The organism is Kangiella sp. HZ709 (genome assembly GCF_009674675.1).
Classification (GTDB): domain Bacteria; phylum Pseudomonadota; class Gammaproteobacteria; order Enterobacterales; family Kangiellaceae; genus Kangiella.
In genome coordinates this window covers 310,955-325,394 of record NZ_WKJC01000002.1, presented here as the reverse complement: position 1 = coordinate 325,394, position 14,440 = coordinate 310,955, and the positions used below count along the sequence as shown (strand labels likewise).

The window sequence follows — 14,440 nt, the reverse complement described above, 5'->3', positions numbered from 1 at the left end:
TTGTGAACCCCTTCGCTTTGGCTGTTATAATTACTGTAAATAGACTGATATTTTAGATAAAGCTAGGTTAGATAGTGGCAGAGGGTTTTAAGCAAAGATTTGGTGGAATTGAAAGGCTTTACGGGCGTAAAGGTCTAGAGAAGTTTCAAGCTAGTCATGTCTGTGTGATAGGCGTTGGCGGCGTTGGCTCTTGGGCAGTAGAATCTTTAGCTCGTTCAGGTATTGGACGACTCACTTTAATTGATCCTGATGATGTAAGTAAAACCAATATTAATCGACAATTGGTTGCTTTAGATTCAACCATTGGAATAGGTAAGGCTGAAGTGTTGGTTGAAAGGATTAAGCAAATTAATCCTGATTGTAAAGTGACAGTCATTGAAGATCTTTTAAAGCCAGAAAACACTGGGCAATACATCAGCAAGGAATTTGACTATGTTATTGATGCCATTGATAGCGCTCGTAGTAAAGCAGCCTTAATTCGCCACTGTAAAAGTAGTAAAATTAAATTGATTTGCGTAGGCGGAGCAGGCGGCAAAGTAGATGCCACTCAAATAGGGATAGCGGATATAACCAAAACGCATAACGACCCGTTGTTGGCCAAAACTCGCTCTATCTTACGATATGACTACCAATACTCTAGAAATCCAAAACGTAAATATCAAGTACCATGTGTCTATTCTACAGAGCAGGCCGCCTACCCCATGCCTGATGGCACTATTACACAAGCCAAACCTGACAGTGAGCGTGCGTTAAAATTGGCTTGTGATGTAGGCATAGGCTCTGTAACTCATGTTACTGCTTCCTTTGCAAACTTTGCTGTAGGTCACGTTCTATCTAGGTTATCAGTGAAATAAGTTGTAACTATTGATGAGGTTGTGATGTCAAATTATTAAGAGCAATATAAAATGAGAAGATTATGAAACGATTTAAAGTACTTGTTCTTTCATTGCTGACAATATTTCCAATACAAGTCTTTGCAGACTCGTCAGTAGAGTGGAGTAACCCCGAAAATTATACTGATGTAGAAGCTATTGATGGCAGTCAAAAAAAATTTGAAAAGAGAGTGTTTAAAAATTTAGAGAAACACTTTGCTAAATTATCAAAAAGGCTGCCTGATTCGCAAAAGCTATATATTAAAGTAGAAGATTTAGACTTGGCCGGGCGTGTGTTGCCTGGCAATGCTAGCGGCCTTAACAACTTTCGGGAAAATAGAATCGTTAAATCGATTGATTATCCGAAGATAAAATTCACTTATCGCGTTACCGATGTTAATGAACAAACTATAAGTTCTGGTAATGTTGAATTAAAGGACCTTGCATTTCAGAATAAAATCCGTACTCGACAAATTGCAAGAGACTATCTAGGTTATGAAAAACGATTATTAACAGATTGGTTCAAGAAAAAATTCTCGAGTTAGTGACAAAGAAGTGAGATATGGAAATCCGACAACCAGAAGGAGGCTATAGCCTCCTTTTTTATTGTTCTTAAGAAAATCCTATAGTTGCTATTTAACTGCTTATATCAAGTACGCTGTCTATACTGCCCTGCACAGTTTTTATTGAGAAATATTTATTAACATCTTTGTAATAGTCTGAGACAAGGTTTGAGTTAGAATCATTAAGTTAATTTATCAACCTTGAGGGAAATATAATGAAAAAGTTCGCATTATTATTAGCGGCAGGCTTTATGAGCAGCGTTGCTATGGCTGAAGTAACCAAAGATGAAATTATTAATACTTACTTTGAAAATACCGGGGGGCTTGAGGCCTGGGGTAAAGTAGAAAGCATTCGAATGACCGGTGAATTTAACCAGGGGAGCATGAAATTTCCTGTGACTTTAGTTCAAATGAAAGATGGTCGTTCTTACATGGAGTTTGAATTCCAAGGAAAGAAGCTTAAACAAGGCGTTTTTGATGGGGAAACTGTGTGGAGTACAAACTTCATGACCATGAAGGCCGAAAAAGCAGATAGTGAACAAACAGAAAACACAAAGTTAAATATTAATGACTTTCCTGATGCACTTTATAATTATAAAGAAAAAGGGTATAGCCTAGAAATGTTAGGCGAAGAGACTATCGACGGCGTAGAAACTTACAAGTTGAAGTTAACTAAAGAGCCTGTGACGATTGAAGGTAAGAAAGTGGATGACGTTACTTATTATTACTTTGATAAAGATTCAATGATTCCATTAGTTCAAGAAACGGAGATTAAGTCTGGTCCTGCAAAAGGTCAAATAAGCCAAGTAAAGGCTAGTGACTTTCAAGAAGTGGAAGGTTTGTATTTCCCATTTTCTATTGCTCAAGGGATTAAAGGTGGTCAGTCGGCTCCTATAGAAATAAAAACTATTGAGTTAAATGTTGATGTAGATCCTAGCGAATTTTCAATGCCAAAAGCAGACGAGAAGAATAAATAACTGAATAAGCTTAGGAGCACATTATGAGAAAAATATTAGTCGCAGCTAGTGTTGCTGCTTCACTTCTTACTGTGAGTTTTATTACCGAAGCTAATAGTATTACAGGCTTATCAGTTAAAAGTGATAAAAATAAAAAGTTTATCCCACTTAAAGGGAAGTCACTGTTTGGTGATCTCAAAGCAAGGCAAATTGGTCCTGCTTTAATGAGTGGGCGAATTATTGATCTGGAAAACCATCCCACCAACGATAGAGTTTTTTATGCTGGCACTGCTGGTGGAGGAGTTTGGCGTACCTCAAATGGTGGAGCCACATTCCAACCCATTTTTGACGATCACCCGCAATCGATAGGCGCTGTAGCACTTGATCCTACTAAACCGGATAAGAATATTTGGGTTGGTACCGGTGAAATTTGGACTAGAAACAGTGTTTCTGTAGGTGATGGACTCTACAAGTCAACTGACGGTGGCGTTAATTGGGAGAAAGTAGGTTTTCAAAATTCTGAGCGAATATCGAGTATTGAAATTAACCCAAATAATCCTAACGAGATCTATGTTGGAGTATTAGGCGCCTTATGGGGTGATAGCGACGAACGGGGTGTGTATAAATCAACTGATGGAGGTAAAAGTTGGGATAAAATTTTATATGTAAGTGCTACAACGGGTGCTTCTGATCTTATTATGGATCCAAATAACCCTAATATATTGTACGCATCTATGTGGGAATTCCGACGTACAGGGTGGTCTTTTAGCTCTGGAGGGTTAGAAAGTGCTTTGTATAAATCAGTTGATGCAGGTAAAAGTTGGGAGAAGATCCACAAAGGATTCCCTGATGGAAAATTAGGGCGTATAGCCTTAGCGGTAGCTCCTTCTGATAGCAAGCGACTTTATGCAGTTTTAGAAACTGAAAAAGATTCCGATAAAGGTTTATATCGTTCTGATGATGCTGGCGCAAGTTGGAAACATCTTAATAATGACTTTGAATTAGTTGTTAGACCATTTTATTTTTCTAGGATAGTTGTAGATCCAAGAAATCCTGATGTAGTTGCAAAAGGCGGCTTAAGTGGCTCAATAAGCCGTGATGGTGGTAAAACCTTTAGGAACTTAGGCAGCATGCATGCTGACATACATGATTTTGTCTTCGATATAAATAATTCGGATAGAATGTTTGTAGCGACAGATGGTGGGGTTTACCGTACTTGGGACGGTGGTACAACGATGGAAATTGTTGAGAATATTCCAGTATCTCAGTTTTATCATGTCAGTGTTGATAATAAAGAACCTTATAACGTATATGGTGGCTTACAAGATAATGGCTCTTGGTATGGTCCTTCAAGTTCCCCTGGTGGTATTGAAGCTCGTGATTGGAACTCAGTTGGTTTTGGCGATGGCTTTAGGGTTTTGAAGCACCCTACGAAGGATATCGTTTATTCAGAAATGCAGGGCGCCGAAAATATTTGGCGATATGACATTAAACAAAACCAAACCAAAACCATTCAACCATTGGCGGAGGAGGGTGATCCTAAGTTGCGTTTCAATTGGAACACTCCTATAGAGACAAGTCATCACAAGCCAGATCGTCTGTTTGTTGGTAGTCAATTTGTGCATGTGTCGGATGACATGGGAGATACTTGGAAGAAAATCTCTCCCGACTTAACAACAAATGATCCTGCTAAACAAAACCAAGAAGATTCTGGTGGTCTATCGGCGGATAACTCTGGTGCAGAGAACCACACTACTATCTTTACAATTGCAGAATCGCCACTCGATAGGAAAATACTATGGGTAGGTACTGATGATGGTAACGTTCAAGTAAGTAAGAACGGTGGTAAAACTTGGAGCAATGTTGTTAAGAACATTCCTGGATTACCTGCAAATACTTGGGTAGCGCATATCGAAGCTAGTGTGCATGGTAAAGGAACTGCGTACGCTGTTTTTGATGGGCATACTAATAACGATACATCGGCCTATGTTTATAAAACTACGGATTATGGTAAAACTTGGAGCAATATTGGGAGTAATGATCTTTATGGATTTGCGCGTAATATTCAAGAAGACTACGTTAATTCTGATTTACTATTCCTAGGAACTGAATTCGGACTTTATGTAACAGTCGATAGTGGCCAAAGCTGGAGTTTATTTGATAATAATATGCCACGTACAGCGGTTCATTATATTGAATTACAAAAGCAAACTAATGACATTGTTATGGGAACACATGGAAGGGGCGTTATTATCATTGATGATATAAGTCCTTTGCGTGAAGTTACTGCTGAAAATCTCGAAAAAGATGTACATTTTTTTGCGACAAAACCTGCGACCATTATTGAGGAAAGTGGTTTTGGTGGCGGTAGTAAAGAAACTCAGTTTGTTGGACCGAACCCAAATCGTCAGGCCCAATTAAAGTACTTACTCAAGAAGCGTCATATTTTTGGAAAAATGAAAATAGAGCTTTATGACAAATCAGGCGATAAAATTGCTGATTTACCCGCAGGCAAATCGAAAGGTATTAATATTGTTTCTTGGAATGGCCGTATGAAGCCACCTAAAGTTGCAAAGGGTAAGACTTTTACATTTGGTGCATTTACCGGTCCGCAAGTTCCTGCTGGTACTTACAAGGTGGTTATGACTAAAGGTAAGAAAACATACGAGTCTGAGATTGAATTAGTCAATGATAAGTCTTCTTTGTTGAAATCAAAGGAACGAAAATCTTTGCAAAAAACAACAATGGATCTTTATGATATGAGTCAAGATTTGGCCTATCAGGTTTATCAGATTGATGAGTATCTTGCTAAAGCTAATGAGCTCTCTAAGATCAATGGTGATGTGAAAGCGCAAGCTCAACCTGTAATTGAAAAACTTAATCAATTAAAGGACACTCTCGTCATTACTAAGGGTGATAACTATGTAGGCTCAGTAGAACCTCAGTTACGTGAAAAAATATCGAAACTATATGGAAAAGTTTCAGGTAGTTTTGTAGCTCCATCTAAAGCTGAAATTAATAACTTACAATTACTCAAAAAGGAATTGTCAGAAGCTACTAAAAAGCTGAATGGTATGAAAGGGAATGAATTAAGTAAGTTGCTATCTTTGGCATCGAGCAATAATATCAAAGGACTAAGAATAAAGTCCTTTGATGAGTTTATCGATAGTTAAATGTAGTAGTTAATTACATTGCAAGATATTAGAGGCCGCTAATTTTTATATTGGCGGCTTTTTTATTTCACTGTTAAAAGCTTCATTGCAGCTTTAGCCATACTAGTGAAAGACGGCAATACGGAAGAACAGGTCAAACCGGTACTACTCTTTTGAAGCATACCTAATATGTTTTTTTCTATAACTAAGAGTAATGATAATGGCACTGGTAAGATACATGGCTAGAGAATAAATGGCGGCAGGGATTGCAAGGTTAGATTGCTGAAGAAGTGTAAATGCAACTAAAAAAGCAAGGGTGGCATTTTGGACTCCAATTTCAATACTAATGGTTAACGTTTGTTTAGAGTTTAAAGCAAAAGCTTTGGCGATTGAAAATCCAGCTAACATAGTTAGTAAGTTTAAGCTTAATGTCGATAGACCTAGCTCTAATATAGCATCGAGGATAACTGATCGTTGTTGAAAGATAATTCCAATGACGAGTAAGGTCATAAAGCAAATAGAAAAAATAGTTACCATTTTTTCTTGTCTGCTAGCAAACTTTGGAACTTTTCGTTTGATTAACATTCCTATAATTACCGGTAGAATGGTCACCATAAAGAGAGTGCTTATGGTCTTAAAAATTGGCAGTTCTATGCTTTTTTCTGCTTGCATAAAAAACACTAAAGACATCGATACTATAATGGGAATGGTTAAGGTAGTAAGCAAACTACTGATAGCGGTCAAACTAATAGAAAGAGCCATATCCCCTTTGGCTAAATAACTAATAAGGTTGGATGTGGTACCGCCTGGGCATGCTGCTAGGATCATAATTCCTACAGCAAGCTCTGGAGGAAGATTAAAAATTTGAATGATCAAGAGCCCGCATAAAGGCAGTAGCAATATCTGGCCTACTAGACCAAGTGTTATAGCTTTAGGATAAAGCCATAATCTTTTAAAGTCTGCCAGGGTTAAGGATAGGCCCATGCCCAGCATGATGATAAACAAGGCTGATGGCAGGAATATAGTGGTAAGGATTGTTTCTTGCATAAAGTCATTACCGTTTTATTGATAGTATAGCTTTAAATGTTAATGATCAGTCAGGCTTCGAGTTACTTAATTCTAGATTCTTTGAAGCGGCCACCTCTACCAAGCTAAAAGCTCGGAAGAGGTTTTTTCTTTTATACTAATTATTGCTCTTAAACCACTGATAGGGCTCTTTATTGGTTAACTTAAAGTAAATCACCATATTCGACATATGCGTTAATAATAGAATAACCGATATTGCTAATGCCCATTCTATTTTGCGATAATGCCAATGAGCTTCGACAGTATATAGGCCATAACCGATTAATGCTGTCCAAAGTACCATGATAATAAAGGCTTTGAAACTTTTCATTATTTACTCCTCTTTTTGCTTTTGTCCAAATTGACTTTTACTCTAACGTCCGAACATAGTTCTGACTGACAAGCTAGAATGTATCCGTTAGCAATTTCGTCAGCATTAAGAACATAGGTAAAATCAATTTGTGGTTTTATTTTTCCTGATAAAATTTGGGCTATACAAGAGCCACAACTACCTACTTTACAACGATGAGGCCATGGGAGGCCTGAGCTTAAAGCTGCATTTAATAGGGTTTTGCCTTTTTCAACTTTAAGCATTAGCGGAGAGGATTCATCGTTAATGTAAGCAGTGTGCTCTTTTGCTTTGTCAAATAAACCAAACATCTGCTTTAACTCTCGATACCAATGGATGTAAATTTCTTGGCAATCAAGCGCTCCTCATCAGTTGCATGGTTATTATCCCAGTCTTCAAGTAAGTGCTTTACAAATTTACGAAATACGAATGGTACTAACGTTAAAATGAACAGGGAGAAATAACCTATGCCATAATTTGGTGCCCCAACATCATCGAGCTCCCAAAAATAGGTTTCACCTCTAACGTGGTGATCACCTTGACGACCAATTTCGATAAAAAACCAACTGGTGAAAACATTATCGTTATCCCATGAATGTCGATGTTCAACAGGTTTTCCCTCCTGTCTTATTAAGCCGTAATGTCCCATAAAATTCAGCGCTTCTAATAAGAAATTAGAAATCGTCCAAACGATAATTAACGCAATAACACCTAATAATCCACCTGACCATACGAATAAAAATATCGATGGCAAACTGTATAGATAACCCAAAATCCATTTGTTTTTAAGACTAAAAGTCGATTTTCCTTGTCGGTTAAACTTGTTTTTTTCTAAATCATAAGAGAACTTTGATTGACCTACATGCGATAACCAAGCATGCCAATAAACATTTCGACCTCTTGGTGCTGTTGCAGGATCATCTTCATGCCCCAGATCCAAGTGGTGGTTATAAACATGAGCATAAGTAAAGTGTGATGCACCGCTTAACGCCATTATCAAACGCGAAACAAAGAAACCCTCTTTTTTATTATGAGACAACTCATGGCCGTAGATGATTCCAAGCCCTGCCCATAGTGCGGTTGAGATAGTTGCACCAATTAAATGCAACCCAGAAATCCCTAGCTGATAATTAAAAAAACCTATATTTGCAGCTTCAATCGGCATTCCGCTGGTATACTGATATAGCCGCCATGCGAGTACTAGTTGCAGCAATATAAATACCGGTAACATCAAGTACATCACTAAGTATTGAAATGTTTTGACGCCATATGAATTGCCATTAACATCCTTTTCAGCCCTAAATCGAATATTTTTGGTCACTGTATCAACAACCGTATATAAACCAAATAAAGTCATGCCAAGCCAAGCGTAAATTCCACCCAGCAAGACTCCTGTAATCGTCACTATAGAAGAGACAGGCACGATTAAATATCGTGCATTCACGAAAAATCGCATTAGAAAACTCCTAATGTTTATTAAAGTTAAATCCTGGGGAAATATGAATTCAGAGTAGAATTATTTATTTTCCGTTTTAGCACCTTCTTTTAAATCGCGGCAATAGGATCAAATCACGATTGACTTAAATAATACTAAAATTAAAAAGTAGTACAAGTGTTTTTAATAGAAATTGGAAAACTTTGTATTCTACACAAATTAAGATAGATATTGTCAGGCTATATTTTTAATCAACGAGGTCTGTTACTCATTCATAACCACCATGTAACGGCTTAATGTAAAAAAAGAGTTGCTTTTAATAATTGAATGAATTAAAAATACACACGTAAACCTTAATAAGGTTTGCATCTTTATACCGATGAGGTGAGAGACAGGCTCTGTGACCCTCAGGCAACCAGCTTTCCATGAAAGTAAGGTGCCAATTCCTGAACCGACGAATTTTCGTCAGGTGAATATAAAGAGAGAGCACTTTTCTATGCGTGTTTCATGCGCTTGTAATATTTTAATTCTCTTTATAGGAACCGTTATTTTAACTGGGTTATTCCCAATAATTTTATAACGAGGTCCTTATGACAACTCAATACCAATTTGAAACTCTTCAGTTACATGCCGGGCATGAACCTGATAGCGCCACCAATTCTAGAGCTGTTCCGATTTATCAAACCAGTTCTTATGTCTTTAATAATGCTGATCATGGCGCAAATTTATTTGCCTTGAAAGAATTTGGCAATATTTACACTCGCATAATGAACCCTACTACCGATGCCTTTGAAAAACGTATCGCAGCGCTTGAAGGGGGAGTGGCTGCGGTAGCGGTTGCTTCGGGACAAGCAGCTCAGTTCATAGCCTTGAATAATATTCTACAAGCTGGTGATCATTTATTGGCATCACCATTTCTTTATGGTGGAACTTACAATCAATTTAAGGTTGGTTTTAAGCGCTTAGGTGTTGAGGTAACTTTCGCTGAGTCGGACACTGCTGAATCCTTTCGGGAGGCTATTCAGCCAAATACCAAAGCAATCTTTGTAGAATCAATAGGCAATCCAGGGTTTAGTATCCCAGACTTTGAACGTTTAGCAGAATTAGCGACTGAATATAAAATTCCTTTAGTGGTGGATAATACTTTTGGTGCTGGTGGGTTTTTATGTCAACCAATTAAACATGGAGCTAATATTGTTGTTGAATCGGCTACCAAATGGATTGGAGGTCACGGTACTAGTATCGGAGGCGTTATCGTAGATGCTGGTAACTTTGATTGGGGGAATGGAAAATTCCCACAGTTCTCGAAGCCTTCAGAAGGCTATCATGGTTTAAACTTCTGGGAAACTTTTGGTGATAATAACCCATTGAACTTACCAAATGTAGCCTATTCGATACGTGCTCGGGTTGAAGGCTTGCGAGATTTTGGACCTGCCATTAGCCCTTTTAATTCATTCTTACTGCTTCAAGGTTTAGAAACTTTATCTTTACGGGTTGAACGAACCGTTTCGAACGCATTGGTTATCGCCCAATGGTTGGAAGAGCATCCTAATGTTGTTTCAGTAAATTATCCTGGTTTATCTACTAATGCCAACCATGCAAACGCTCAAAAATACCTTCGTAATGGTTATGGTGGTGTTTTGTCTTTTGAAATTAAAGGTGATTTAGAGCAAACCAAAAACTTTGTTGATTCGCTAACTCTCATTAGTCATTTGGCAAATGTCGGCGATGCAAAAACATTAATCATACATCCAGCCTCTACAACCCATCAGCAACTTAGTGAGTGCGAGCGAAAAGCGGCAGGAGTATTACCAAACCAATTAAGATTATCAGTAGGAATTGAACATGTTAACGACATTAAAAACGATATACGACAAGCCTTCGAAGCCGTTGAATCGGAATACAAACTTAGTGCATGATGATTTCTTAGAGTTTGCAGAACCTTTGCAATTGGAATCAGGCAGTTCAGTATCAAATTTAAAACTAGCATACCGCACTTATGGAAAACTAAATGCCGATAAATCTAATGTGGTTTGGGTTTGCCATGCTTTGACTGCTAATGCTAATCCAGATGAATGGTGGCCCGGTTTAGTCGGTCAGGGAAAGTTATTCGATCCAAGTAAACATTTTATAGTTTGTGCAAACCTTTTAGGATCGCCTTATGGTACCTCTTTTGATCTGCAGGGAAATAACTCTATCCCAACAATTAGCATTCGAGACAATGTGCATGCATTTGCAAAGCTGCGAAAGCATTTGGGCATAACAAGGATTAATACTTTAATTGGTGGTTCGATTGGTGGTCATCAAGCTTTAGAATGGGCAATTATAGAACCAAATATTATTGAGTATTTAATCCTAATAGCGACTAGTGCAAAGTTATCTCCATGGGCTGCGGCATTTAATGAAACTCAACGTTTAGCTATTGAAGCTAGTGGTAAGGATACCGAGAGTGGGTTAAAAGTTGCGCGAGCGATAGCTTTGTTAAGCTATCGTAACTCGGAAATATATAACAAAACTCAGTCGGATGACTTTGAATTTAATAAGGATCGATTATCGCAAACCTATCAAGCTTACCAAGGCGAAAAACTAGTTAAACGGTTTGATGCAAGATCCTATCAGACGATCACTAAAACCATGGATAGTCATGATGTAGGAAGAGAACGTAGTGGTACATCGAATGCTTTGAAAAAGGTCAAAGCTAAGACTTTGGTTATTGCCATAGAGTCAGACTTGTTGTTTCAAGTTGAGGAATCTCAATATCTCGCTAATTCAATTTCTAATGCGAGCTTTGCGAATATCTCATCAGAGTTTGGGCATGATGGATTTCTAGTTGAGTCAAAAGCTATAACTCATGTCATTGAAAATTTTTATAAAAATGACTCTAAAGGGAGTGTTGAACACGTGATTAACAGTGTCTATGAAAATATTTCTTTATTCGGTCTAGGTTGTGTCGGTAGTGGTTTTCATAAGCTGTTATCAGAGTCTAGTTCAGATACTAATATTGATTCAATTATTGTGAAAAATTCAAACAAGGTCAGAAGTGTCTCTGAGCGGACTATTGACTTTACTCAATGGCAACAGCATAAGGATTTATCCTCTATTGTTGTTGAGTGTATAAATGATGATCAAGAAGCCTTAGATATTGCTAGGGTAACTTTGTCAGATGGGAAGTCTTTGGTGAGCGCGAGTAAGAAAATGATCGCTGAAAATTTGTCGCAATTAGTTGAGTTAGAAAAAAGTAGTCAGGCTTCTTTTTTGTATGAAGCCGCTGTAGCTGCGAGCATCCCAATATTAAGATTATTGAACGATTACCATGAAATTGAAACCATGCAGTCGATTAGGGGTATTTTAAATGGTTCTTCAAACTACATTTTATGTTCGATGGAGTTTGAAGATAAAACTTACCAAGCAGCGCTTGATACTGCTATATCAAAAGGTTTTGCGGAATCTGACCCTACATCAGATGTTGGTGGTTATGATGCAAAATATAAAGCTATAATCTTGGCATTACATGGATTTGGCTTGTTGTCATCACCAGACGAACTACTTAACCTGGGTATTCAAAACATCGATAAAAGGGATATAAGCTTTGCCATTGAAAACAACTGGCGAATAAAACAAGTAGCTTCGATAGTTAAGAATAAAGGTAATTTCATCGGCGCTTTTGTCTTACCTGAATTTATTACTACTGATGATCCGTTATACGATATTCATTATGAAAATAACGCTATTCAACTTGAAGATAAAAACCAACCATTTTTATATAATGGTAAAGGTGCAGGGGATATCGCAACGGGAATGGCTGTTTTATCGGATTTGCAATCTATTAATCAGGGCTATAAATACGACTACAAAGTTAACGACTCGCTATTGCTTGATTATGCGCAAGTAATCAAACTTTATATTAGAAGAGTTAAAAATATCCCTTGGCCAGAATGGAATGAACAAGTAATTATTCGCGACTTAGGTGAAGTTCGATATATTGAAATTCCACTGGGTTATTTACTAGAGTCTCAACAAGATTTAAGCAATGGTTTCTTTGTAGCTAGATTTAAAGAAAATGAAGTTTAATATGGAATCTATTTTCAACTTTTGAAATTTTATACTAAGGAGTTATAAAATTTTTATTGCTCAACCTATGAATAAGTTTGGATTGAGCAATTTAAAAATCACAAAAGGAATCAAGTAATTGAAAGCTGTAAATAAATTTGGTGGAGGCGGGGGGAATTGAACCCCCGTCCGCAAATCCTCTGCTCTAGGCTCTACATGTTTAGAACCACCTTTAATTTAATCTAACTCGAGCCGATGGGCAGGCTTAGTAAGACGATCTCGAGGATAGTTTCGCAGTTGGCTGCCGAGCACAGTTACCTGCTAGTCCCTGTAATGACTGTCGAGCTCCTACCAAGAACGCTCAGAGGCGACAGTTAGCCGATTAAGCGGCTAAAGCGTAGTTGTCTTCGTTTGCAACTATAAAGTTTTAGCTTTGATTTTACGAGATTCGCTAACATCTCGACATGCACCTAGAGGTTCGTAATCCACGTCGAAGCCATGTCGCCCCCTAGAGTGTGGGATTATAGGTTATATCTGGTCCCGCGCAAGCTATTTCAAGGACCTAGTTTTCATTTCTAAATTTCGATTTGTGGATTGTTTAACATATATAATAATTTCAAGCAGTTAAACTTCAATTTCTAGGAGGGGTAATGTCGGTATTAAATCAAAATAAACTAAATTTTGCGATGCTTTCTCATCAAGGGATTGAACGTCAAACCAATGACGATAAAGTTTTTGCTGCAGCAGATTTGGGACTTTGGGTTTTGTCGGACGGGGTTGGTGGCCTGGCTCAGGGTGAGCAGGCCAGTCAGTTTGTGATCGATGAAATCAGTAAGTCCATTAGACAAGGCGGTAACTTAAGAACCGCAGTCCATTCAGCTCATTCAGTGATCAAAGCTTATAATCGTCATGAAGCTGAAGATAGAGGCGCCACAGTGGTGACTCTTTTAAATGAAGGTGAACGTTATAAGATTGCTTGGGTTGGTGATAGTAGAGCTTATTTATGGAGCTCTCAGGAATCGACTTTAGTCCAATTAACCAAAGATCATACTTTGGTGCAAAAGCTCATTGATGCAGGTTTGCTTAACCCAGTTGAAGCAAAAGATCATCCTCAAAGTCATGTTATCACGCAATGTCTGGGTATTGAGGATAAGCATCAGTTGGATATTGGTTTGATTGAACACGAGTGGGATTTTGGCCAATCGGTTTTGATAGTCAGTGATGGATTGTATGAAGAAGTCAGTGAAGCAGAGTTAATTCAATGTTTGCGTCAGCCAAGAGATAATCAAGCGAAAATTGAGCAACTAGTAGAAATGGCATGTGAAAATGGGGGAAAGGACAACCTGTCTTTAATTTTAATAGACTCACCTATCAAAGAACCGAAAAAAGAACCTAAGGGTGATTTCAAGAGCTTATTAAATAGTTGGCTCTCAAAATTTAAGAAGGAAAAAATATGAGTTCTGAAAAGAAACCAACAGATAAAAATCAATACCGCGAAGATAAAGCAGGTCCCCAAGGGACATTAGTCTTTGATTCTAAAAAAGTTGATCAAATGATTGCTGAAGAAATCCAACGGCAAGAAGATGACGGTACAAAAGTTGCTGCTTTAGTTGCGACTAGTAAACCTCATGTTGGAGAGCAGTTTGTTTTAGTAAAAGGTAAAAATATTATTGGTCGTGGTAAAGGCAATAATGTCACTATCTATGACCCTGCGGCATCATCTACCCATGCGCAAATTACCTATCAAGGTGGTGAATGGAAAATTCTAAACTTATTGTCTTCTAATGGCACTATTGTTAATGGTGAAAAAATTACTGATAGAGTTTTATCTTTCGGTGACAGAATTCAAGTGGGTCATACGGAGTTCTTATTCACTCTAGTCGACGAAAGTGACGTTGTTGAAATGGTTGAAAAACCAGCCACTAACTGGTTTGCATTTTCAGCGGTAGCCATTGCGGCTATATCATTGTTGGTCATTATTTTCTTACTCATCTAGTT

At 37.8% G+C, this 14,440-nt stretch carries 12 protein-coding genes, 1 other RNA gene and 1 riboswitch; of the genes, 8 read left to right on the top strand and 5 right to left on the bottom strand.

Features of this window, described 5'->3' with window-relative positions:
* Window positions 1-74: 74 nt before the first annotated feature.
* From tcdA to GJS41_RS10400, 4 genes are all read left to right on the top strand, one after another.
* Window positions 75-854, top strand: a complete 780-nt coding sequence (gene tcdA / locus GJS41_RS10415) for a tRNA cyclic N6-threonylcarbamoyladenosine(37) synthase TcdA (RefSeq protein ID WP_370515696.1) — start codon at window positions 75-77, stop codon at window positions 852-854.
* A gap of 62 nt (window positions 855-916) precedes the next feature.
* Window positions 917-1,417: a DUF3016 domain-containing protein gene (locus tag GJS41_RS10410; RefSeq protein ID WP_154247300.1), complete on the top strand. Its 501-nt coding sequence runs from the start codon at window positions 917-919 to the stop codon at window positions 1,415-1,417.
* A gap of 233 nt (window positions 1,418-1,650) precedes the next feature.
* On the top strand, window positions 1,651-2,412 hold the full coding sequence (locus GJS41_RS10405) for an outer membrane lipoprotein-sorting protein (protein ID WP_154247299.1): 762 nt from the start codon (window positions 1,651-1,653) through the stop codon (window positions 2,410-2,412).
* A gap of 23 nt (window positions 2,413-2,435) precedes the next feature.
* Window positions 2,436-5,564, top strand: a complete 3,129-nt coding sequence (locus tag GJS41_RS10400; protein WP_154247298.1) for a hypothetical protein — start codon at window positions 2,436-2,438, stop codon at window positions 5,562-5,564.
* A gap of 144 nt (window positions 5,565-5,708) precedes the next feature.
* On the opposite strand, the gene GJS41_RS10395 is transcribed toward GJS41_RS10400, so the two are convergent.
* From GJS41_RS10395 to GJS41_RS10380, 4 genes are all read right to left on the bottom strand, one after another.
* Window positions 5,709-6,590, bottom strand: coding sequence for a bile acid:sodium symporter family protein (locus GJS41_RS10395; RefSeq protein WP_154247297.1), 882 nt, complete (start codon window positions 6,588-6,590; stop codon window positions 5,709-5,711).
* Window positions 6,591-6,726: 136 nt separating this feature from the next.
* On the bottom strand, window positions 6,727-6,939 hold the full coding sequence (locus tag GJS41_RS10390; protein WP_154247296.1) for a hypothetical protein: 213 nt from the start codon (window positions 6,937-6,939) through the stop codon (window positions 6,727-6,729).
* Window positions 6,939-7,268 carry a 2Fe-2S iron-sulfur cluster binding domain-containing protein gene (locus tag GJS41_RS10385; protein WP_154247295.1) on the bottom strand — a complete coding sequence of 110 codons (330 nt, stop codon included), beginning with the start codon at window positions 7,266-7,268 and terminating at the stop codon, window positions 6,939-6,941. The genes GJS41_RS10390 and GJS41_RS10385 overlap by 1 nt, the downstream gene beginning before the upstream one ends.
* Window positions 7,269-7,273: 5 nt before the next feature.
* Window positions 7,274-8,413, bottom strand: a complete 1,140-nt coding sequence (locus GJS41_RS10380; RefSeq protein ID WP_227551333.1) for a fatty acid desaturase — start codon at window positions 8,411-8,413, stop codon at window positions 7,274-7,276.
* Between the two features lie 347 nt (window positions 8,414-8,760).
* A riboswitch (SAM riboswitch) is annotated at window positions 8,761-8,874 on the top strand.
* 108 nt (window positions 8,875-8,982) lie between these two features.
* On the opposite strand from GJS41_RS10380, the gene GJS41_RS10375 reads away from it, so the two are divergent.
* On the top strand, window positions 8,983-10,311 hold the full coding sequence (locus tag GJS41_RS10375; protein WP_154247294.1) for an O-acetylhomoserine aminocarboxypropyltransferase/cysteine synthase family protein: 1,329 nt from the start codon (window positions 8,983-8,985) through the stop codon (window positions 10,309-10,311).
* Window positions 10,238-12,463 (top strand): homoserine O-acetyltransferase, encoded by a 2,226-nt coding sequence (metX, locus tag GJS41_RS11605; RefSeq protein ID WP_154247293.1) that lies wholly within the window; start codon window positions 10,238-10,240, stop codon window positions 12,461-12,463. The genes GJS41_RS10375 and metX overlap by 74 nt, the downstream gene beginning before the upstream one ends.
* 138 nt (window positions 12,464-12,601) lie before the next feature.
* On the opposite strand, the gene ssrA is transcribed toward metX, so the two are convergent.
* Window positions 12,602-12,951: a transfer-messenger RNA gene (gene ssrA, locus GJS41_RS10365) on the bottom strand.
* A gap of 141 nt (window positions 12,952-13,092) precedes the next feature.
* Here ssrA and GJS41_RS10360 point away from each other — a divergent pair.
* On the top strand, window positions 13,093-13,899 hold the full coding sequence (locus tag GJS41_RS10360) for a PP2C family serine/threonine-protein phosphatase (RefSeq protein ID WP_154247292.1): 807 nt from the start codon (window positions 13,093-13,095) through the stop codon (window positions 13,897-13,899).
* Window positions 13,896-14,438 carry an FHA domain-containing protein gene (locus tag GJS41_RS10355; RefSeq protein ID WP_154247291.1) on the top strand — a complete coding sequence of 181 codons (543 nt, stop codon included), beginning with the start codon at window positions 13,896-13,898 and terminating at the stop codon, window positions 14,436-14,438. Before GJS41_RS10360 ends, GJS41_RS10355 begins: the two co-directional genes overlap by 4 nt.
* Window positions 14,439-14,440: the final 2 nt, after the last annotated feature.